Here is a 21,427-nt window from a genome sequence, read left to right on the forward strand (position 1 = left end):
TTCTCCTCCCGCAAGCGGTTTCATCTGGGCGCCAAGGTCGTCCATAGGCGACGATGCGCTGATCGGCATCAAACGCCAACGCGAAACTCTCGTCAATTATTTTATCGACAAAAATAGTTATTGACGACAAAACATGCTTATGTCAGTTTTTCGACATCAAGCAGTTCTTGCGATCGGCGTACCGGACCTAACGACGCCCACATAGACATCGCAAACGTGTCGATCTTTTTTTGGAGGAGAAAAGTATGAGGTTCGTCAGGCATTCCGGCGGTAGGACGGGCTTGGTCATCGGCTCTGAAGCGACGAAGGTACTCGATGTCTTCGACAATCTGTCCATCTTTGCGAGGAAGGAGGCCGGCGCTGCCAGCAGGATCCGTTCGGTTCTAGCTGAGAAGGGTTTTCAGTCCTGGGTAGAGATGATCGGGAATTGGGACGACCTCCGCGATGCGTTCCAGGCGCTTGAACGCTCCGCGATTGTCTCTGACGGCAACACCTATGTCCTGCGTGATCTTGGTGACGTGGCGCTCGAGGCTCCGGTCGCGTCACCGACTAACAATATCTACGCCTTGGGAAGCAATACCGTCGATCATATTATTCGCGCCTTCAAGGCGATGGCCGATCTTGATCTGACCGCGGATCAGGCAGCCGCCGCCAAGCGAAGCGGTCGTCCACCGTTTGGCTTTACGGTTTGGCCATCGACCGTTGTTGGGCCGGGCGCCGTGGTTGCTCCTCCGACCGGCAGCCTCAAATTCGATTACGAGGCCGAATGCGCCGTTTTCGTCAAGCAAGGCGGCAGGTACCTCGATTCTGTCGACATCTGGGGATACACCGCCTTCAACGACTTCGGCGTGCGCGATACGCATCTTGGGCTCGCGCCACAGGCCGATTTTGGTCCGTTTTCGTTCAACATGCCAAAGAATTTTGATACCGGAAAGTCGTGTGGTCCCTGGGTCGTGGTTGACGAGGGGGCGGATGCGGAAACGCTGCGCTGCACGTTGCGCGTCAACGGCGTGCTGCGCCAAGACTGGCATCTTTCCGAGATGATCTACAGCTTCAACGATGCCCTTTCATACCTCTCCAAGGGCATCACCCTGCGTCCAGGCGATATGTTGGCCTCCGGAACGGGTGCTGGTGTTGCACTGGAGGATGGCAAGGATGGTGCCTCCTGGCTGAAGCCGGGAGATGTGGTCGAGGTAGGCCTTGGGGCGATGGAACCGCTCCGCAACATCGTGGGGCAGTGGTAATGCGGCAACAGGCGATCAATGCCGGGGGTTCGACGAGGATCTGGCGGGTTTCGGACGAAGAGCTTCAGCGGCGCTGGAACCTGGTACGCGATCATTTGCGCCAACAGGGTCTACAGGCGCTGATCGTTCAAGGCTACGAAGAGAAGATTGGAGGAAATGTCCGCTGGCTGACCGATGTGCCGCCCGGGTACCCTCGCACCATCATCTTTCACGTCGATGATTTGATGACGATGATCGATCATGGACCCGAGGGCCAATCCCGACAGCTTGGCGGGTCGGACGTCAATCGGCCGGGCGTCGGTGAGCTGATCACCACCTGGGCATTGCATGGTGGGCACTTCACCGCAGGGCTCACGGCGCGCGCGGCAGCCGGCGTATTGCGGGGGCGGGACTACAAAAAGGTCGGTCTCGTCAATTCAGGCGCAATTCCTCACGGCTTTGTCTCAGGCCTAAATGACGCGCTGGACGGTGCGGTTGCTTTTACCGATGAGACGGACTTCTTCGATCATGTGAAGGCATGCAAAAGCGCTGAAGAGATCGAACTCATTCGCGGTACTGCTGCGATCCAGGACCAGGTCTTCTCCAAGTTGCTGAACTGGATCACGCCAGGCAAGCGTGATTTTGAGATCAACGCCTTTCTGGACTACCAGTTGCAGCTTCTGGGAGCCGATCGCGGGGTCTATATCGCCACTTCAGCCCCTCCCGGCAGCCCATCACTCTTCGGATATCGGGCAGTTCAGGGTCGCTTGATGGAGCGCGGTGACCACATCAACGTGCTTTTGGAAAGCAACGGGCTCGGCGGGGAGTGGACCGAACTTGGAAGGCTGATCGCATTCGGGAAAGTCGATGGCCGAACGAGGGAGGCTCACGAGATTTGCCTTGAGGCTCAGAGGCTGACGGCGCGACGGCTTGTTCCGGGTGCAGATCCAGTCGAGATTTGGGTCGCTCATAACGATTTCATGGCAAGCCATGGGAGTGAACCCGAACGTCGTATCCATTCGCATGGACAAGGCTATGACGCCGTCGAAAGGCCTTTCATACGCGCGGACGAAACAATGAAGCTTGCGTCCGGCATGAACCTCGCCGTTCACCCCTGTTTTGTGGGAGGGCAGGTTTTTGCGACAGTCTGCGACAACGTGATCGTCGGCGATCAGCGCGGCGCGAACTTCCTCCATGCGACACCGAAGGAAATTTTCGAACTCTAACCGTATTCATCTATCTTAAGTACCGGAGGACGGACATGAACAACGGAACGTTTCTTCTCGACAGCCCGGACGTTGCCAAGGACAGACCCTTTTCGGCTAAGAAAGTTGCGGTGTCGCACGGCGCTGATCCTGACTATGTCCCGGGCCGGCGCGCCTGGGTGAAGTACAGGGAGCTGGGGGTAACCGCAGCAACAGACGGTGCCATGCGAGCCCAAGTGATCATTGCCGAGGAGGGCGACAATCAGCCGACCGGTTGGCATCTACATCGCTGTGACATGCAGTTTCTCTTCGGGATAAAAGGCGAGATCCACATCGCCTTCAGCCCAACGCACATCGTCACCCTTGGCGAGGGTGACGCATTGATGATTCCTGGCGGCGTCATCCACATGGAGCTTGGTGAGCCGTCCGGCGCCCAGATACTTGAAGTGACGGTTCCAGCCGAGATGACTACTGAGAATGTCGAATCTCCCTGGGAGGGGTGGACGTTGACTTTCTCCGGGCGCGGCGAGCCGGGGCACCGAAATAACGGACGAGGGGCCGCAGGTCAGCAAAAGCGAAGACGATGGAGGCGGGCCGACCGACAGTCGGACCCGTGAGGATTATTGTCGTCCGTCGCGTTGACGGAGGGAGTGGTAGTGCCAGGCACAGGGAGGAGAATATGGAAGAGGTCGATGTGCTTATAATTGGAGGAGGGGCGACCGGTCTTGTGGCGTCGATGCTGTTGTCGACCTATGGTGTCGACACCCTGCTCGTCAGCAAGTATCCCGAGACGTCGCGTTTGCCCAAGGCCCATCTCCTGTCGATGAAGACGATGGAGATATTTCGCGAACTGGGCCTGGAACCCATGATCCGGGCTCAGGCGACACCGCCAGCGAATATGCAATATGTGGGATGGTATGCGGGCTTGGGCGGACCCTCCCCTGACCATGGACGAGAGATCGCACGATTGGGAGCGTGGGGACGCGGCCACGAGGACATCGACTGGCGGCGAGCAAGTTCGACGCCCTATGCCAACCTCACTCAGAGCCGTCTGGAACCGCTTCTTCGACGCCACGCCGAGGAATTGGCCGCCGATAGGGTCCGATTCAACAACAGTTTTGTCAGCCTGAAGCAGGACGATGATGGTGTCATCGCCACGTTGAAGGACGGGCTGACCTCTCAGCTTTACCAGGTCAGGGCGCGCTATTTGCTTGCGTGCGACGGGGGGAGGGCGGTTGGCCCACAAATTGGGGTAACGATGGATGGCGACCTTGCCGTAGCCACGAATGTCACCGTTCACTTCAGCGCCGATCTGTCCAGCTGGGCTCGCGATCCCGAGGTTCTCATCAGGACCATATTCAATCCCGATGCGGGACGGCCTTGCGTTCTGGTGCCAGTTGGGCCGGACCGCTGGGGACCTCAGTCGGAAGAGTGGGTTCTCCACTTCATCTCGTTTCCTGGAGATCACAAGCAGTACGATGAGCAAACCTGTCTTGCACTGATGCGAGAGAGCTTGGGCATTCCGGATCTCGAGCCTGAGATTCATGTCATCAATCATTGGCCCCTGGACGCCGTCGTCGCTTCGCGGCTGCGGGTAGGACGCTGTTTCATCCTTGGCGATGCAGCTCATCGAATGCCGCCGTCGGGAGGCCACGGCCTGAACACGGCGGTCCAGGATGCCTATAACCTTTGCTGGAAAATAGCCGCCGTGCTGCAAGGTGCCGCAAGTGATGCCTTGCTCGATAGCTATGCTGCCGAGCGGCGTCCGGTTGCGGAACGTACGGTCGCCTCCGCATTCTCGAATTGGCAAAATGCGCGGCTCATGGGTGCCGCACTCGAATATGGCGGTGGACGCAGCAAAGAGGAAATGTGGGAGAGCCTGCATTTGCTGTGGTCCGGCGAGGGGCAGGAAGCCGGTCGGTTGCGCGCAAATTTGTCCACCGCGCTCGTCGCAAGCCTGACTACATACAACCATCTCAATGTCAATTTCGGCTATGCCTATCAAGCAGGCGCCGTCGTTGGAGCTGGTTCGTCAGAGCCAGAATCTCTCGACGAGATTCAGATCTATCGTCCCTCGACCCAACCCGGTCATAGCGTTCCCAACGCGATCGTCGAAGACGCGCATGGATCGAGCTTGCTCGCAGACGAATTGGGCGGCGGCCATTTCACGTTGATTGCGGGAGAGGAAGGCCGGGCGTGGTGCGAGGCCGCGAGCGTTGTGGCGGCAAGACGGGGGCTGAAGCTCAAAGCTTTCACTTTGGGAGCAACCAGCGGCGATCGCCTTGATATGCGACGGGAATGGGAGCGCCAGCGGGAATTTGGAAAAACCGGCGCCGTGCTGGTACGGCCGGACCGGTTCGTTGCCTGGCGCTGCCTGGAGGGAGCGGCTGAACCGGAGAAGGTGCTGGAGGATGCGCTTAATCTGATCTTAGGCGGCAACCGGACCAATCTCACGAGCGGGGAGACGCCCGCAGGTGTCATGGTCGAAAACGGTAAGAATCGAACGGCGCTTCGGTCCGAAATCCCAGTCGGCGGAATGATCGATGGCTAGGATATTCATTTGCGGAGATACCGGGCAGACCGATCTGCTCGAACGTGTGTCGCAAGTCTTGACCGCGAAAGGGCATTGCATTGTCCGGGGGCCGCCGGATGACTGCGGAGCGATCAAACGATATTCCAGGCAAGAACAGGACGCCCTTTTCAAAGAGGCAGACGTTGCGGTTCTAACCACGCGTCACGAATGTTCCCGTACGCTGATGAGCGCCGCGCCGCGATTGCGGGGAATCTGTTTTCCCGTGACTGGGGTTGAAACCTTGGATGTTCGGGCCGCCACAGATCTCGGAATCATCGTTGGCCACGGCGCCGTTCAGGAGAACACCGTCGGAATGGCAGAAGCGACTGTGATGCTGATGCTGATGTCGCTTTACGACGTCCAAAGAAGCTTGGGCTTGATGGCGCGCGGAGAGTGGCGCGGTGCCGTTCCATTTGCACGACAGATCGCACGTAAGACCGTCGGCATGATCGGGTTTGGGCGCATTGCACGCGAGGTTGCTTCCAGGCTCAAGCCATTCGGTGCCCGGATCATCACCTGTTCGCCGCGCACCAGCGAAAGCGACCTGCCGCAATTCGTTCAGAAGGTCGAACTTGCTGATCTGATGCGAGAGAGTGACGTGGTCGCGGTGCTGACAGGGTTGACCGACGAGACACGCGGCATGATCGGGGCACAGCAACTTTCGCTGATGAAGGAGGACGCCTTCCTGATCAACACGGCACGCGGAGCCATCGTTGACGAGCCGGCATTGATTGAGGCTTTGCGCGAGCGTCGCATAGCAGGCGCAGCGCTGGACGCTTTCGCCACCGAACCCCTGCCGCTCGACAGTCCTTTGCGACGGTTAGACAACGTTCTGCTCACACCGCACAGCATTGGTCACACGAAAGAGGGCGTCTCGGCATTGTGCCCTGCGCTTGTAGAGAACGTCACCCGGATCCTGCAGGGCGAGCTTCCGCTCATCTGCAAAAACCCGGAAGCAGAGCCGCTGTGGCGCGCGAGGCTGGTGACACTCAACGGCAAGTCAGACTGAAAAAAGAGAGCAGCGGTGGGAGAAAAGCCGTGACTGAACATGATGTCATTGTTGTCGGAGCTGGTCCCGTCGGGTTGGCGGCAGCGTGCCTCCTTGCCGACGCGGGCGCAAGGGTTGTGGTCGTGGAACAGGCTGCTGGCCCGAGCGATCTGCCCCGCGCCATCAGCATGGTTGACGAGACATTCCGGACTTTGTCCAGGATCGGCATTGCGGATCGGCTGGCCGCGGAAGCCAATCTCGATACCGGGTCACGCTACTATGGCGTGGGTCAGCGCCTGCTATTGAGTTCCAAACCCGCATCGTCGAGGACCGGCTTTCCGAGCAAGTCTCAATTCGATCAGCCGGTGATGGAGCAGGAACTCTATCGTGCTGCCCGCATGCGTGCCGGGATAACGCTCCTGAACGCGACGGAGGCGACTGGGCTGCGGCAGGACGCTGGAACCGTGACACTGGCGATCTCGGGCGAGGATGGGCCTTCTGAGCTCAAGGCCCCATGGCTCATCGGCGCGGATGGCGGCCGAAGCTTCACGCGCGAAGCGCTCGGTATCAAACTCGAGGGCTCTACCCAGGTCGAGAGATGGATCGTCATCGATCTCCTCAATGAGCGCAGTCGGTATGAAAAGGCTGCCGAATTTCATTGCGACGGAAAGCGTCCGCATGTGATCGTACCGGGCGTTGGAGGGCGGCTGCGTATCGAGTTCATGTTGTTTGCGCATGAAGATGCGAACGAAATGACCAAGCCTGATATGATCCGGAGCCTGGCGAAGCCTTTTCGGCCAGACCTTCAAGATCGCGACGTCAGGCGAGCAAGCGTTTATGTCGCGCATAGAAGAATTGCCGAACGATACCGGGTCGGGCGCGCCTTTCTGATCGGCGATGCCGCCCATTTGATGCCGCCCTTCGCAGGCCAAGGCCTGAATACGGGCATCCGCGACGCGTCCAATCTTGCCTGGAAATTGGCCGAGGTCATCGCTGGCCGCGGTTCAGACCAACTCCTCGATACTTATGAGGTTGAGCGGCGCTCTCACGCGCTCGACATGATCAGGATCTCGGGTCGTATCGGCAAGGTGGTGATGATGAGAGGCCGTCTTACCCGCCTCCGCGACGTAGTCATCCGTGCTTTGTCGCTTCATCCCTCCGTGCGGAACTGGTTGGCCGGCATGCGTTTCATCAAGGTGGTCGACTATTCGAATGGGGTCGCCCAAGTTCCCGAACCCGATGTCGAGCCACATCTTCGACGGCTGGTCGGCAGCCAATTGCCTCAACCGCGTGTCCTACTTGAAAGCGGCGAAAGGGTGCCTCTTGATGCAGCGCTTGGTGCCAGATGGGCGATCCTATGCCTTGCCTGCGACGGATCGCGGCCGTTCGAGGGGCTCGATCCCTTCTGGGCCGCGATCGGAGCAAAGAGGGTGGTGCTTGGCACCGCCAATCAAAGCCAGGCTGAGGGAGAAATCCGCGACTTGGACGGCTGGCTGGCCGAACCGGTCGCCCGGCAGCCGACCTTCCTTCTCGTAAGGCCGGATCGCTATGTTGCCGCAGCCTTCACCGCGGCCGGGCAGGCGGACTTGGTAAAGAGGTTTGCCCTCTTCCTGCATGCGCCCGTTCAAACCCTTCAAACTCACGGGCGACCGGCGCTTGCCCCTTCTTTGCCCATTTATGGAGGCCACGATGCCTGAACAGCACGCCCGCGTCTTTGAGCTTGAGAGCATGCGGCTTGATATCGTGCGGGACGGACTTTCGCGGACGGGAATTCGCGCCGAGAACGCCCTGATAACGATCAATTGGCTCGAGGCTGGCTATAAATCCATTGGGCAACATTCCCATCCGTTCGATCAGGTGAGCCTCGTCCTCTCGGGAAGGATGCGGTTCTTTCTCGGTAGCGAGATCAAAGATGTCGCGGCGCCGGCAGCTGTCTACATACCCGGCGGATTGCCGCATGGCGGCGAGCCCCTTGGAAGCGAGAGGGTGCTGAACATCGACGTGTTCGCGCCGCTTCGAAAAGACTATCTGCCTCATTGCATCAACCGCGACGACTTCGAGGCCTCCGGCGATGCGGAAGCGACCTGAAATGCCCTAGCCGGACCAACCCGCGCGCTGTCGCCATCGGGCGAGCAGACGCGCTGGTGGCGCCTTTTCCATCCTTATGAACAATCGGGAGATATCCTCATGAAGTTGACTTCCTTTGAGATTGCCGGGCGCACAAGTTACGGGCTCGTCGTTGAGGGCGGCCTTGTCGATCTTGGCCGCCGTTTTCCGGAAGCCCCGACGCTCCGTGACTTCCTCGCTGCCGGCTTTCTGGATCGGCTTGGCCCGCTGGCGAGCAGCGAGGCAGACATCTCAACCGATGACGTCGCCTTTGCGCCGGTTATCCCCAATCCCGATAAAATCATCTGTGTGGGTTTGAACTATCATGATCATGTCGTTGAAAGCGGGCGCAGCGTGACGGCCAGGCCGGTTTTGTTCGCGAGATATAGCGGAAGCCAGGTCGGACAGGGGCAGCCGTTGGTAAAACCCCATGAATCGGATGAGTTTGACTATGAGGGAGAGCTCGCCGTCATCATCGGCAAGGGCGGTCGTCGCATTGAGGAGGCGCAGGCGCTGAGACACGTCGCCGGATATGCCTGCTACAATGATGGATCGGTTCGCGACTGGCAAAAACATACAAGCCAATTCATGCCGGGTAAGACCTTTGCATCCACCGGTGCCTTCGGTCCCTGGATGGTGACGACGGACGAGATCCCGGATCCCACCAGGCTGACACTGACAACGCGGCTCAACGGACAGACGGTCCAACACACGTCGCTTGATCTGATGATTACCTCGATACCTTCGTTGATCGCCTATTGCTCCACAATCCTTCCGCTTGTTCCTGGCGATGTCATCGTTTCCGGCACGCCAGGCGGTGTCGGTTCCAAGCGAACGCCGCCCCTGTGGATGCGGGACGGCGACCGCGTCGAGGTGGAAATTTCGGGCATCGGTATCCTCAGCAATAGGGTGACCGACGAAAGACGCTTGTCCGGCGTTGGCAAGGAGTATCCGATTTCTGCTGTTGCCAATCGGTCGCCATAGACAAATCCGGCTCCGGGTCGTGAAGACGAAGGACGTATTCGGAAAATCGCCACGCGGTCAGTCAGGGATTTGGCGACCGAGAAACCCGGGTGCGCTGGGCGAAAATGATTTCAGCTACAAAGAAGGAGAACTGATATGTCATGGGGAGCGATCGCGCGTATGGGATATGTGTGCCTGCACTCGCAGGATCTAACCGCTGCTGGAGACCATGCGAAGAGCATTCTCGGACTGACAGAGACCCTTCGTACGGGAAACGGCATTTTCCTGTCGTCAGCTGCACGTCTGCATCATGAGCTCGTTTATCTGGATGCTCCGTCAAATGCGGTCGGTCACTTCGGACTGGTCGCCGCGGACCTGAACGGGCTCGATTCCATCCGCCTGCGGGTCCGGGAAGCGGGATTGCGGGTGGTGGCCGAAACCCCGTTATTACCGGGGGTGGCGGACGGGTTCAGTTTTGAAGGACCGGAGGGCTTTGTCTACGAAATCTATGTCGACATGCTGAGCCAGTCATACGTGCCGTTGCCTCACCGGCCGGAGCGCTACGGCCATATCAACCTCCACCCCAAAAATCCGACGGCTTATGCGGAATTTCTGGTCAAGATTCTCGATTTCAAGATCAGTGATGTCATCGGCGATGGCTTTGGCTACTTTCTGCGGTGCAACTCCGAACACCATGGAATAGCGCTCATCACAGGGCGAGGAACCTTACATCATCATGCCTGGCAAGTTCAGAGCCTCGTGCAACTCGGCGAACTGGGCGACCGCCTTTGGGAGGCGGGCTCGCGACTACTGATGGGGCCCGTACGCCATGGTGAAAGCGGCCGCAATATCGCGGCTTATTATGTGGAGCCGACAGGCGCCGTTGTCGAACTCTATGCCGATATGCGTCACATCTATGACGACAATGCACCGGTCAACCATATGTCGTCGGCAACGATCGATTGGGCAACGCAATGGTCCAAATATGATGCGACAGAGTTCCGTTCCCACGGAGTATTGCCGACGACGGAGATTATCACTTCCCGATAGGATGATCTGCTAGCGCCGGGCTGCGAATTCCAAGTCCAACTGCTGTCGGGAGACAGGGTATCCTTTATTTGGGAAATGACATTCTTGCAGACGTCATTGGCTCTCAGTTGCAGTTGACGGGCGACATTTTTGGTCCGGATCACCTCAGTGGGTTGATGCACAAGTCTCCTGACATGTATTAGCGTTCGATTGGTGCCGGTCTGCCGGTCGTCATGGCCAATCGTGATATTCTGCAGCAAGTTGACCAGTGTTGTCAGCACCGCTCCTGCGGAGCTGGCGATAGCGGCCCGGCGGTATCCGGCCCGGGTGAGCGGCGCGCGTTTCTGACGAAAGCAGCAGACATCCTGGCCTCCAAGTCTGAAGAGGTTGCCAGGATTATGATCGAAGAGACCGGCGGAACGGCGCCGTGGGCCGGTTTCAATACGATGCTTGCCGCGGGGATCCTGCGCGAGGCGGCCGCCATGACGACTCAGATCCAGGGAGAGGTCATTCCGTCCGACAAACCGGTACTCTGTCGATGGCCGTCCGCCAGCCGGCAGGCGTCTGCGTCTGGATAGCACCGTGGAACGCACCCAACATCCCGGGAACCCGTGCGATCGCGGTGGCGCTCGCCTGCGGTAACACAGTGATCTTGAAAGCGTCTGAGGTCTGCCCCGGTTTGCATGTTCTCACTGGGCAGGCACTCGTTGAAGAGGGATTGTCGGCCGGTGTGGTCAACGTTATCACCAATGCACCCGAAGATGCCGCCAGGGTAGTGAAAGCGCTGATCGTTGTGCGTGAGGTCAAGCGGGTGAATTTCACCGGCTCGACCAAGATTGGTCGCATCATCGGCGAACTCTGCGGGCGCTATCTTAAACCCGCGCTGCTTGAGCTTGGCGGAAAGGCCCCACTTATCGTTCTGGACGACGCGGATATCGATGCGGCCGTCAATGGCGCCATCTTCGGCTCGTTTGCGAATGCCGGTCAGATCTGCATGTCAACCGAACGCATCATCGTCGACGAAAAGGTAGCAGATGAGTTCATCGCGAAGCTTTCGGCGCGGCGGCGACGCTTGCTGCCGGCGACCCCCGCGGGCATGTCGTTCTTGGATCGCTCGTATCGTCTGAGGCCGCGGATAAAATGGAAGAGTTTATTGCCGACGGCGTCAAGAAGGGCGCGAAAGTGATCGCTGGCGGCAAGCGGACCGGCTCCGTCGTGCAAGCGACGCTGCTCGACCACGTAAAACCCGGAATGCGCAGTTTCGACGAGGAGTCCTTCGGTCCCGTCAAACCGATTATTCGCGTGAAGGACGAAGACGAGGCCGTTCGGGTTGCCAATGATACCGAATACGGGTTGTCCGCGTCGGTTTACAGCCGTGACGTCCAACGAGCGATGGCTATTGCGACGCGGATCGATTCCGGCATCTGCCACATCAACGGTCCCACGGTCCATGACGAAGCGCAGATGCCCTTCGGCGGAATGAAGAATTCCGGTTATGGGCGCTTTGGTGGCAAGGCAGCAATCAACGAATTTACCGATCTACGCTGGATCACGATTGAGGACCCGAACCAGCATTATCCCTTCTAGACTGGTGAGGATTTCGATGCCAGGCGGGTGGTATAGTGCTCGTCTGGCTCGATTTGATCCTCGATCATTGCCTGAGAGGCAGGAGAGGGTCTGGCCTAAGTGATCCAAAAAAGCGTGTGCGTCCAACGGTGAAAGCAAGAGGCGGCGCGCTCGAAAAACTGCCGGTCTTTGCAAAAGCGCGCATTGCGAACCAAACACTTCAGAATGTTCTCTGCAGGTCCTGAGGATCCGGCTATCAAACAGGGCGAAACGCGCACTAATCGACACGGATTTCAGGAACGACGGACATTCCAACTCTTAGACTGTCGGCCCCCTTCTGCCCAGGCTCAAGGTGAATGCGAACTGGCAGACGCTGTGCAATCTTGGTGAAGTTCCCAGTCGCGTTTTGCGATGCGACGGCTGAATAAGTGGATCCGCTTGCTGGCCCAATGCTGTCGACGGCACCCTTGAATTCGAGATTGGGAAGAGCGTCCACGGTGATAATGACACTCTGCCCCGAACGCACACGCGCCAACTGGGTTTCACGAAAATTGGCACGCACGTATATCTGATCCAGCGGCACAATGGACAGGAGCGAAGTGCCGACGCCGATATAGGCGCCAGTTCGGACCGATTTCTGACCGACCGTACCGGAAATCGGCGCGGTGATTGTGGCATATGAGAGCTGTAGCCTAGCGTCTGCGAGTTTGGTACGGGCCTGGGCGAGAGCTGCGTGCGAGCCTTCGAGTTGACTATTGAGGATATCGATTTGCGCCTTGGCCGCATCCAACGCTGCCACGTCGCTCGCATGGGTCGCAACGGCTGTCGCAAGGTCGGCCACGGCCTTGTCATAGCCTTGCTGGGCGGTCGCATTGTTTTCTATCAGTGACTTTGCCCGCAACTCGTTCGTTTGCGCCAGGGCGAGCATGGCATCGTCGGCCTCGACTTTGGCAGAGGCCTGCGCGATTATCGCACCTTGCTGCCGAATCTGAGCCTCGGTGGTTCTTGTGCTGGCTTCGCCCGCTGTCAAAGCCGCTTCCGCATTCTGCAACGCGATTCTCAGATCGCGGTCGTCGAGCACAACCACCGTGTCGCCTGCGGATACGAGCTTGTTCTCCTCGACGAGCACTTTAGAAACGACGCCTCCGATACGCGAGGCGACATTGGTGAAATCTGCTTGAACATAGGCATCGTCGGTGGATTGTGTGGCAGAAGACGACTCCGCACGATTGAAATAGACATAAAAGCCGGCGGAAGCGGCGAGAGCGACAGCTATAAGAAATGGCCCGGGGATACGCATGGGTTTTATCCGTTGTTCTTGGATCCGAGCGCCTTGGAAGGCAAATTCGGCGCGGGGATGTATTGCATTGCAAGCGTGAGAGGCACGAGCAGGAAGGCGAGGAGGCCGAGGACGCGATAGACATCGGCTGTGGCCAGCGTCAGCGCCTGCGTATCGAATATGCTGCTGACGTCGGCGGCATTCGCCGCTTGCGGGAGTATTTGAGCGATCATTCCAAATCGATCTGTCAAAAGCCAGGAGTGAAAATGCTCGCGGATCTCGAGGAGGTGATTGACGAACGCCCCGCCCATGACCGTTGCGAGCGACCGCGAGACATTGACGAAGCCCGAGATGTATTGGCCCTCCATCGGCTGCACGACGGACGTCGCAAGGAACAGCATGGAGACCACCGCCATAGGCTGGCCAATCGCATGAAGGATCTGGACCGGAATGAGCTGCTCCCACGTCCACAGTGCATCGAGTTGCGCCGCTCGCAGGCATGCAAGACCGACTAATGTGAGGCCTGCGGCCATGACGTAACGGGCATCCACCCATTTGCGGTAAAGCAGTAGCGCCACAAGAGAGCCTGCGATCAGTTGCGGCAGCCCGATGATCAAGCCGATCGGCGCGTTTTGTAGTGCACGATAGCCCCAGTTCGAAGTCATGAACGAAGTTGGCAGCACCGTACCCGATAGAAATGTCGTGAGGAGGAATATGAAGATCGTGAAACCGACTGCCAGGTTCCGCCGCGCCAGCAGCTGGAACTTGATAAAGGGAGCAGGATGCGACCATTCGGATATGGCAAATGCCACGAGGCAGATTGCGCCTGCGGTCAACGCGCTGCTGACAAGCGGCGAATTGAACCAGTCGAGACGGTTCGCCTGATCGAGAGCCACGACCATCAGGAACAGACCGGGCAGCCCGACAGCGAGCGAAGTCCAATTGATTGAAGAGAATCGCTTCCATTGTACCGGCACTTTCGGCAGAGCCCAGGCGACCAGTCCACCTGAGATCAGGGCGACAGGGATGAACTGCCAGTAAAGCCAGCGCCAATCGATGACGATATCTGTCCATTGTCCGACAATCCAGATGGCGACATTTGGTGCGAAGGTCGCGGTCATCGCATATAGCGCAAGCCCATGGAGGCGGATCGGTGGTGGCAACATACTGAGCGCCATCATCATAAGGATCGGGATAAGCGCACCGGCGGTAATGCCTTGTACGAGGCGCAGGGTGAGAAGCAGGTTCAGGTTCACCGTCAATGGCACGACTGCCGCGATCAGCGCGGAAGCCGTCAGCATGGTCAGATGAAACCGCCGCACAGTGAAGGTAATCGCAAACCAAGTGGTGAACGGCATCGCCATCAGCTCACCGGCCGAATAGAAGGTGTTGAGCCACGATGCGTCGTCCGTGCCAAAGCCGAGAGCGCCACGGACGTCTGCCAATCCCAGAGCGCCACTTCGGCTGTTGAGCCCCGCCATCATCGCCGAGACGAAGATGCCAAGCAAAGCGGACGAAGACCGCAGCGTCAGCGGCGGCGGACCGGCAGGCACCGGCGTCTCGGAAGATCCAGACATGACAAACGCCTCCGAGCCAGGCGAAATTCCCAGGCCAGCCATTGAAACACCTATTGAACCCGATTCAGATCCTGGCTTGGAGCACCGGATCAGCAACGCCGAAATTTTTAGAGTCTGCTTGTGTTTTCGAGCACAAATCTTCGAGCCTATCCCGCGGCCGCCATCGGTGATGTCCCGATACTCTTGCGTGGCGGGATAGGCGATCGATTGTTACTTCGAAGGGGCAGCGGAAGCCGTGGCCACAGCTTCGGCTTTGAGCCCTTCGGGCTTGGACAGATCCGGATAGAGATCGAACAAGACGCCATAGGCGGTGGTGACCGTTGCGCCGAGATCTCGCAGCAAATCATAGGTCACAGCGTCAGCGAGCGGCGTGGTGGTTCCACTGGCGTCGGCGACAACTTCGACGTGGTAGCCGGCAGCAAGCGCCGACTTCACTGAATGCGCCAGGCAAACATCCGTCAGAATGCCGGCGATGATGAGGTTCTTACGGCCTGTCGCCTTAACCGCCGCGACAAAGGCCGGATCAGAGAAGGCATCGAGGGAGCCACCGCGACGGATACGCTTCTCGTAGGCTGTCGGCGCGGCTTCACGCACTTCCTTGAGCGTCGTGCCAAGGAACTCGATCGTTTCCCGGGTAGAGGTGATCACCAACGGAATCCCAAGTTGGTCACCGAGGCGTGCCAGCATCGAAGTGTTGCGAATGACCACATCATGCGGAAGGCTACCGACCATGCCAAGGACGCCCGGCTGGTGATCGACGAGGAGGATAGCGGAGTTTTCCGGCGTGAAGTGAACTTTACCCGAGCTCATGGTACTTTCCTTGGTGGTGGGACTATTTGACTTGATTGCTTCTGCATTGGATGGTGTCGGAGCGACGATGCTCAGGGCAGCGGCTCCGGCGATCGTTGAAAGAAGCGCGCGGCGCGAGATATCCGTGTGCAACTCAGCGCCATTTGGGTTTGGCGTGTCTGTCATCTTAGTTGTCCTGTTTGATGGGTCCGGACGATGTGTCCCAGTACGGGATTGCTGTCCGGCATTGCGTTAGGCGTTCGATTGCTCATGTCACCGCTGGTTTCCTCCTTAATGAGGATCCTTGAGGCATCGGGCGCTACTCAAAGGCCCAATGCCTTCCGCGACATACCAACGAGCATGTCGTGGGCTTTGATCTTCTTGGCGAGGAACGATGCGCGGAATTGACCGAAGGGTAGCGAAGTCAGCCCATCCGTTCGGCCAAGCGTGACCACCATCATCCTGCCCATACCCTTTCCGGGTCGGGCCGGCTTGTAGGGCTTAAGCCGCATATCTGACCCCTCTCTTGCCGAGAGCAGCTTCTTGATATTGGCGACGACAGACTTGGCGTGAAGGCCGGCGATAATGGCAAGCCGGTTTTCCGGAAGGTTGGTGATATCGCCGACAGCAAACACTCTCGGATGGCCAGGGACACGCAAATGTTCGTCGACCTTCACGTGCCCGTTCCTGTCGACCGCTCCCGGCCAGGAGGAGGCCACAAAATCGGTGACGGGCTGCGTCCCGGCCGCCCAGATGATGACATCGGCCGCGACGGCGCGACCAGCACGCGTCACAACCTTGCGGTCCTTAGGCTGTTCACCAAGGGTCGGGGTGACGACGAGATCATTGACGATGATCTCGACATCTTTCGAGCGCAGATATTGCTGCGCCCATGCAGGAAATTTGCTCGGTGCCTTGTCGAGGACGGTCCGGCCAGCGTGAATGAGTGTCACTTTCGCACCCGGCAGCGTCTCTCGCAATTCCGCCGCGGTCTCGATCCCGACTGGACCACCGCCAACGACTGCTATCGACCGGGCAGCCTTCAGGCGCTGGTTCATATCCTGCAGTTCCGCCGCGCGCTCCTGTTCGCTTGGAGCCTGCGCCTTGATCAAGGGATCGAGATAACGTGATCCCGTGGCAATGACCGCGTAGTCGAAGTCCAAGGTCTCTTCGCCGCCATCGGTAAGGGCGACGCGTGCGGCCGCTTCACCGAGCTGCACAACCTTGCCCTGCACGTGCCGCCCGCTACCGAGAAACGTGCCATATCCAATTCGAGCGCTGAGTGCGGCCGGATCAACGAGGAGCCGTGGCACCGCCATTGGCACCTCCCAATAGGTCTTAGGATCGACAAGGGTAACGCTGGCAACATCGCGCAATTGATAGGCGATCTGATGCCCGGCAGCCCCTCCGCCAATGACGAGGATGGCTTTCTTGTGCATGATATACTTCCTTTTAGGGGGCGCAAAAAACCGCGCTGTTCAGCGCACGGATAGTGCCGCGAACTGGGCACTGCGCTGCAGGTCGGCTATGGTGCGCTCTCCCACGAGCAAATTTTCCCTGCTCGTGTGGACCGACGAGGAACCGGTCACTAACGCATATGGATGCTTGGCGGCCGATGCTATGACGAGCTCTGTATCACCTTCCGCCAACAGCTTTATCGCCTCATTTCCCTGGGCAAAGACGGCGACCTCGCGCTCGAGAACAGTTCCCGCCGTATGGACCTTCCCGGCATTTGTGGCCAGCCAGGCCACGTTATGATCGGCAGACGGCTCATAAGTCCATGTCTCTCCGTCCTTCAGTCGAACATACAGGTAGGTAAGCGCGACAGGATAAGCGATCGGACTTGACGTGCCATGGTAGCTTCCAAGAATGACGCGCGCCGGACCGACTTGCGCAATTCGATCGGCATCGAGATAGAGGCTTTCGGCAGGGCTCAGTTCGAGTTCGGGTGGAAGGGCGACCCACAGCTGGAAACCACGAGCGGGCTGACCGGGCGCCGGTTCACCGCCATGCCATACGCCGCTTCCGGCGCGCATCCATTCAACCGCACCGCTCGCCAGCGAACCGCTTTTGCCGGTCGTGTCGCGATAGGTCATGCTCCCCTCCAGAAATACCGTCAAAGTGGCGATGCCAGAATGGGGATGAGGCACGAAACCCCGCCGTTGTGCCGTCGTGATTTCAAACAAATCCAGGAATACGAACGGCTTGACGAGCTGACCAATATCGCTTGGATTGATCAGGCGGATGATTGGCCCGTGGGACTGACCAGCGCTACGATAAACGATCTGACGTGACTGGGAGGTCATGACGGTTTCCTTCTGTCAGGCTGACACGGACGTCGCCGCAGGAAGCTGGATGATTGTCGATGGCTGACGAAGGGCAGGGGCAACGACACGACCGATCAGTTCGATCGAGCGGGCCATCTTCACCGGCCCGCAGGTGGCAGCACTCATCTGAAACGACAGACGCGAGATGCCGCCGAGCGTCGCAGACGCCTTCCTGACCTTCTCGATGACCGTACGGGGATCACCGATCAGAAAGCTACCGCCCGACCCGCACGAGGCGTCAAATTGATCCCGTGTGACCGGTCCCCAGCCGCGCTCTTTTCCGACGTGGGAAAAGGCGTATGCCCAGCCCGGAAAGAAGGCATCCCTCGCTTCGGCCACGCTATCTGCGAGGAAGCCGGTCACGTGAATTCCGACCTTAAGACGATCGGGGGGATGCCCCGCCGCCATGCCGGCGCGTCGATAAAGATCGATGAGGGGACGGAAGCGCTCAAACGATCCACCGATAATGGCAATCATCAGCGGCACCCCAAGCATCCCCGCTCGGGCGAACGAGGCTGGCGTGCCTCCGACGCCGACCCAGACCGGTATCTCGTCCTGAACGGGGCGCGGATAGACGCCCTGTCCGGTCAAGGGCGCGCGAAAACGACCGGACCAATTGACATGCGTTGTTCCGCGAAGGGCCAGAAGCAGATCGAGCTTCTCGGCAAAGAGCCCATCGTAATCCTGTGGCTGATAGCCGAACAGCGGGTAGGCTTCTCCGAACGAGCCACGCCCGACGACAAGCTCGGCCCGACCTTTCGACAACAGGTCGAGGGTTGCAAAATCCTGGAAAAGCCGAACCGGGTCCGCAGTACTTAGCACCGACACGGCGCTGGTTAGGCGGATGCGATGAGTGCGGGTCGCGGCAGCCGCCAGAATGACGGCTGGAGAAGCGTCCGCAAAGTCCGGCCGGTGATGCTCTCCCACGCCGAATACGTCGATACCAACTTGATCAGCCAGCGCGATTTCTTCGATTAGGTCACCGAGTTTCTCGCAAGACGTGGGCACGCGGCCTGTCTCGCTGTCCGGATTAAGGGCCGCAAAGCTGTTGATGCCGATTTGCATGATCGTCGTCCTTTTGGTGGCCCCGCCATCGCGCCGCTTGAAGGCTGGCGGGGCTCTATGTCACCTGCCGCCGAGCAGCTTGCTGAGGCTGGCGCGCCGCAGATACGCGACCGTGCCGGTGATCAACAGGAGAACGATCGCCGGGCCAGGGTTCCCGCCAATCACCAGCAAATGGGTGAGCACGCCGAACGCCATGGTGGTCGCAAGAAGCAGGCCGCCGAGGCCGGCGATGGCCGGGACCAGCAGGGCAATGGCCCCGGTTATCTCGACAAGGCCGGTGACGATCCGGAACCACTGGCCGATCCCGATCTGGTCGAAAATAGCCACCATCATCGGCACACCGGCAAGCTTGGCGCTACCGGAGGCGATGAACGCTGCTGCCGCCAGGATCTGCAAGACCCAGGAGGCAATCCTGATCTTCTTGTTGGGGATGGCCGAAGTGGCCAAAAGTGTCGCACTCATTGTCTTTATCCTTCGTGATGGAGTCGCTGAGCTGGCTCAGGCAGCAAGCGCGTTGATTTCGGTCTTAGCGGCGGCTATTGCGGCAGCCTTCGCTTCCTCGCCGAGCGCCAGACCTTCGGCGCGAATGACGGTGACATCCGAGAGACCGATGAAGTTCAAGGTCGCGATGAGATAGCTTTCCTGATGGTCGAGCGCCGCAGCCGGGCTCTCGCCGGTGTAGACGCCGCCACGGGCCGAGGCGATGAACACCTTCTTGTTTTTGGGCAGGAGGCCTTCCGGGCCCTTTTCGGTATAGCGGAAGGTGCGGCCTGCAACGAGGACACGGTCCACCCAGCCCTTGAGCTGCGTCGGGATGGAGAAGTTGTACATCGGGGCGCCAATGACGATGATGTCGGCAGCGAAAAGATCATCGATATACGAACCACCGAGGGCGACGTCCTGACCGATAGCGGGCGTAGATGGTGAAGCGCCCTGGAAGACCGCCAGATGATCCGGCGCAAGGTGCAGGGCTGCATCGATCACGAGATCGCGGCGGATCACCGAGGCGCCCGGATGAAGCGCAAGCTGCTTGGTGACGATGTCTGCGGAGAGAGTGCGGCTGACGGAATAGCCACCGAGAATGCTGGAGTCGATATGAAGAATGGTCATAGAGGGAACTCCTGACGGTTTGGGCGCTCGAGGCGCGAACAGGGCGATAATTTTGTTCAACATGGCCCGTATTGATTGCCATGCTTGGCGAGCATCTGAATACCCGTTATATTCCGAGACGAACCATCCCTGAGAGAGATAGAAAGGTCATTCATGCTGGACGGTTTGTCGTTGGATCAGGTGCGAACATTCATTGCCGCGGTAGACGAGGGCAGTTTCTCGGCTGCCGGGCGCAAACTGAACCGCGCCCAGTCCGCCGTCAGCGACATGGTCCGCGCCCTGGAGATCCAGCTTGGTGTCGCTCTGTTCGATCGAAGCGGCCGATACCCACAGCTGACGGAAGCAGGGCGGGCGCTGCTTACGAATGCACGCGAGATCGTCGCCAATGTCGATGCGATTAAGTCGCGAGCCAAGGGCATCTCCAGCGGCGTGGAGCCGGAGTTATCGGTCGTGATAGACGTGTTGTTTCCAATCCGCGTGATCGCGGAGGTCGCCAGCGAGTTCAGACAGCGGTTTCCCTTGGTGCCGTTGAGATTGTATGTCGAGGTGCTTGGCGGCACGTTTCTGCCACTTCTCGATAGAAGGGCGAGCGTTGGCATCGTTGGATCACTACCAATGATGCCGGCCGGCATTGCTTCCGAGGCACTGGGTGGCATTGCCTTTGCGGCCGTTACGGCTGCCAGTCATCCGCTTGCGAGTTGGAACGGTGTCATTCCGAAAAGCGAGCTCGCGCGTCACGTCCAGATCGTGCTCACCGATCGCAGCGATCTGTCCAATGGAAGAGAGTTCGGTGTCATGTCGACCCAGACATGGCGGCTGGCCGACCTGTTCGCCAAACACGCATTCCTGCTAAACGGCCTGGGGTGGGGCGGAATGCCTCTGCACGCGGTCGAGGACGACCTGAAGGCCGGAAGGCTGGTGGAGTTGCAGATCGATGAGTTTCCTGGCGCCGGGTTCCGCATGCCGATGTCGGCCGCCTATCTCACGGACGATCCGCCGGGCCCTGCGGGCAGATGGTTGATCGAGCGACTAAAGGATTGTTCGTCACGCCGTGGCGATTAGGCCGGTGATCTCCATGACGGCGATGCAGCCGGCCGAGGCTATAGAAAGCCCCAGCAGGTATCCGCGGGGCAGTAAGACCGCGAGCGAACGACAGCCGATACGCTCGAAACGTCTCCATTCATCGCCAGGGGAGATGGATAGTCCCGGAATATAGCGGCTAGTTCGATAGCGTTTGCTTATGGCAAGAAGACTGAGTGAGAGCCGGCCCACCTGCAGTGCAGCCGGTTGTTGCCGCTGGGCTGCACCTGACAGATAGTAAGTCCGCGTCTGAACCCGGGGGAGCCAACATGACTTTACGTCTCGCAACGCTTCTCACCCTCGCTGTCCTCGGTCGCCGGAAGTCACACGACTGACTTCAGCCGCTCGACCGGCTGGCCGGAGGAGCCTCAACGGAGCACGCCGTCCACCGGGTACTGAAAACAGCCAGCGTTCGTCTTTTCATCCGGGATCACGCTTGTCGGTTTCCGAGACCGTCTGTCCCGTCGCTGCGAAATCGGCAAGGCTGTGGCCACAGACAAAAGCCGTCTTCGGTGGCCGCAGTCTTTTTTAATATAAGTTCGAAAGGA

At 59.1% G+C, this 21,427-nt stretch carries 18 protein-coding genes and 1 pseudogene; 11 read left to right on the forward strand and 8 right to left on the reverse strand.

Annotation, left to right across the window (positions count from 1 at the left end):
* The first annotated feature begins 281 nt into the window (after positions 1-281).
* From J3O30_RS32785 to J3O30_RS32830, 10 genes and pseudogenes are all read left to right on the forward strand, one after another.
* Positions 282-1,244: a fumarylacetoacetate hydrolase family protein gene (locus tag J3O30_RS32785; protein ID WP_207585996.1), complete on the forward strand. Its 963-nt coding sequence runs from the start codon at positions 282-284 to the stop codon at positions 1,242-1,244.
* Positions 1,244-2,449, forward strand: coding sequence for a M24 family metallopeptidase (locus J3O30_RS32790; protein WP_207585997.1), 1,206 nt, complete (start codon positions 1,244-1,246; stop codon positions 2,447-2,449). The genes J3O30_RS32785 and J3O30_RS32790 overlap by 1 nt, the downstream gene beginning before the upstream one ends.
* Positions 2,450-2,484: 35 nt before the next feature.
* A complete protein-coding gene (locus J3O30_RS32795; protein ID WP_207585998.1) occupies positions 2,485-3,045 on the forward strand; it encodes a hypothetical protein in 561 nt (186 codons plus the stop codon).
* A 62-nt stretch (positions 3,046-3,107) separates the two neighbouring features.
* Positions 3,108-4,979 (forward strand): FAD-dependent monooxygenase, encoded by a 1,872-nt coding sequence (locus J3O30_RS32800; RefSeq protein ID WP_207585999.1) that lies wholly within the window; start codon positions 3,108-3,110, stop codon positions 4,977-4,979.
* Positions 4,972-6,009 carry a 2-hydroxyacid dehydrogenase gene (locus J3O30_RS32805; RefSeq protein WP_207586000.1) on the forward strand — a complete coding sequence of 346 codons (1,038 nt, stop codon included), beginning with the start codon at positions 4,972-4,974 and terminating at the stop codon, positions 6,007-6,009. Before J3O30_RS32800 ends, J3O30_RS32805 begins: the two co-directional genes overlap by 8 nt.
* 29 nt (positions 6,010-6,038) lie before the next feature.
* Positions 6,039-7,685, forward strand: a complete 1,647-nt coding sequence (locus J3O30_RS32810) for a bifunctional 3-(3-hydroxy-phenyl)propionate/3-hydroxycinnamic acid hydroxylase (protein ID WP_207586001.1) — start codon at positions 6,039-6,041, stop codon at positions 7,683-7,685.
* A gap of 31 nt (positions 7,686-7,716) precedes the next feature.
* A complete protein-coding gene (locus J3O30_RS32815) occupies positions 7,717-8,076 on the forward strand; it encodes a cupin domain-containing protein (RefSeq protein ID WP_207586002.1) in 360 nt (119 codons plus the stop codon).
* A gap of 99 nt (positions 8,077-8,175) precedes the next feature.
* On the forward strand, positions 8,176-9,078 hold the full coding sequence (locus tag J3O30_RS32820; protein WP_207586003.1) for a fumarylacetoacetate hydrolase family protein: 903 nt from the start codon (positions 8,176-8,178) through the stop codon (positions 9,076-9,078).
* A gap of 135 nt (positions 9,079-9,213) precedes the next feature.
* On the forward strand, positions 9,214-10,107 hold the full coding sequence (locus J3O30_RS32825) for a VOC family protein (protein WP_207586004.1): 894 nt from the start codon (positions 9,214-9,216) through the stop codon (positions 10,105-10,107).
* A 290-nt stretch (positions 10,108-10,397) separates the two neighbouring features.
* A pseudogene (locus J3O30_RS32830) lies at positions 10,398-11,673 on the forward strand (aldehyde dehydrogenase); the annotation flags it as partial.
* A gap of 256 nt (positions 11,674-11,929) precedes the next feature.
* Here the strand turns inward: J3O30_RS32830 and J3O30_RS32835 are convergent.
* The 8 genes from J3O30_RS32835 to J3O30_RS32870 form a co-directional block, all read right to left on the reverse strand.
* Positions 11,930-12,952, reverse strand: a complete 1,023-nt coding sequence (locus J3O30_RS32835; RefSeq protein WP_207586005.1) for an HlyD family secretion protein — start codon at positions 12,950-12,952, stop codon at positions 11,930-11,932.
* A 5-nt stretch (positions 12,953-12,957) separates the two neighbouring features.
* Entirely contained in the window at positions 12,958-14,439 is a 1,482-nt protein-coding gene (locus J3O30_RS32840; RefSeq protein WP_221166897.1) for an MFS transporter, read from the reverse strand.
* A gap of 279 nt (positions 14,440-14,718) precedes the next feature.
* Positions 14,719-15,483, reverse strand: coding sequence for an isochorismatase family protein (locus tag J3O30_RS32845; protein WP_207586006.1), 765 nt, complete (start codon positions 15,481-15,483; stop codon positions 14,719-14,721).
* 137 nt (positions 15,484-15,620) lie between these two features.
* Positions 15,621-16,736, reverse strand: coding sequence for an FAD-dependent oxidoreductase (locus tag J3O30_RS32850; RefSeq protein WP_207586007.1), 1,116 nt, complete (start codon positions 16,734-16,736; stop codon positions 15,621-15,623).
* 39 nt (positions 16,737-16,775) lie between these two features.
* A complete protein-coding gene (locus J3O30_RS32855; RefSeq protein WP_207586008.1) occupies positions 16,776-17,603 on the reverse strand; it encodes a pirin family protein in 828 nt (275 codons plus the stop codon).
* Between the two features lie 15 nt (positions 17,604-17,618).
* A complete protein-coding gene (locus tag J3O30_RS32860; protein ID WP_207586009.1) occupies positions 17,619-18,689 on the reverse strand; it encodes an LLM class flavin-dependent oxidoreductase in 1,071 nt (356 codons plus the stop codon).
* Between the two features lie 60 nt (positions 18,690-18,749).
* Positions 18,750-19,151 (reverse strand): DoxX family protein, encoded by a 402-nt coding sequence (locus tag J3O30_RS32865; RefSeq protein WP_207586010.1) that lies wholly within the window; start codon positions 19,149-19,151, stop codon positions 18,750-18,752.
* Between the two features lie 36 nt (positions 19,152-19,187).
* On the reverse strand, positions 19,188-19,799 hold the full coding sequence (locus J3O30_RS32870; RefSeq protein WP_207586011.1) for an NAD(P)H-dependent oxidoreductase: 612 nt from the start codon (positions 19,797-19,799) through the stop codon (positions 19,188-19,190).
* Between the two features lie 153 nt (positions 19,800-19,952).
* Here J3O30_RS32870 and J3O30_RS32875 point away from each other — a divergent pair, with 153 nt between their 5' ends.
* Entirely contained in the window at positions 19,953-20,861 is a 909-nt protein-coding gene (locus J3O30_RS32875) for a LysR family transcriptional regulator (protein WP_207586012.1), read from the forward strand.
* Positions 20,862-21,427: the final 566 nt, after the last annotated feature.

Source organism: Rhizobium sp. NZLR1, from assembly GCF_017357385.1.
GTDB lineage: Bacteria > Pseudomonadota > Alphaproteobacteria > Rhizobiales > Rhizobiaceae > Rhizobium.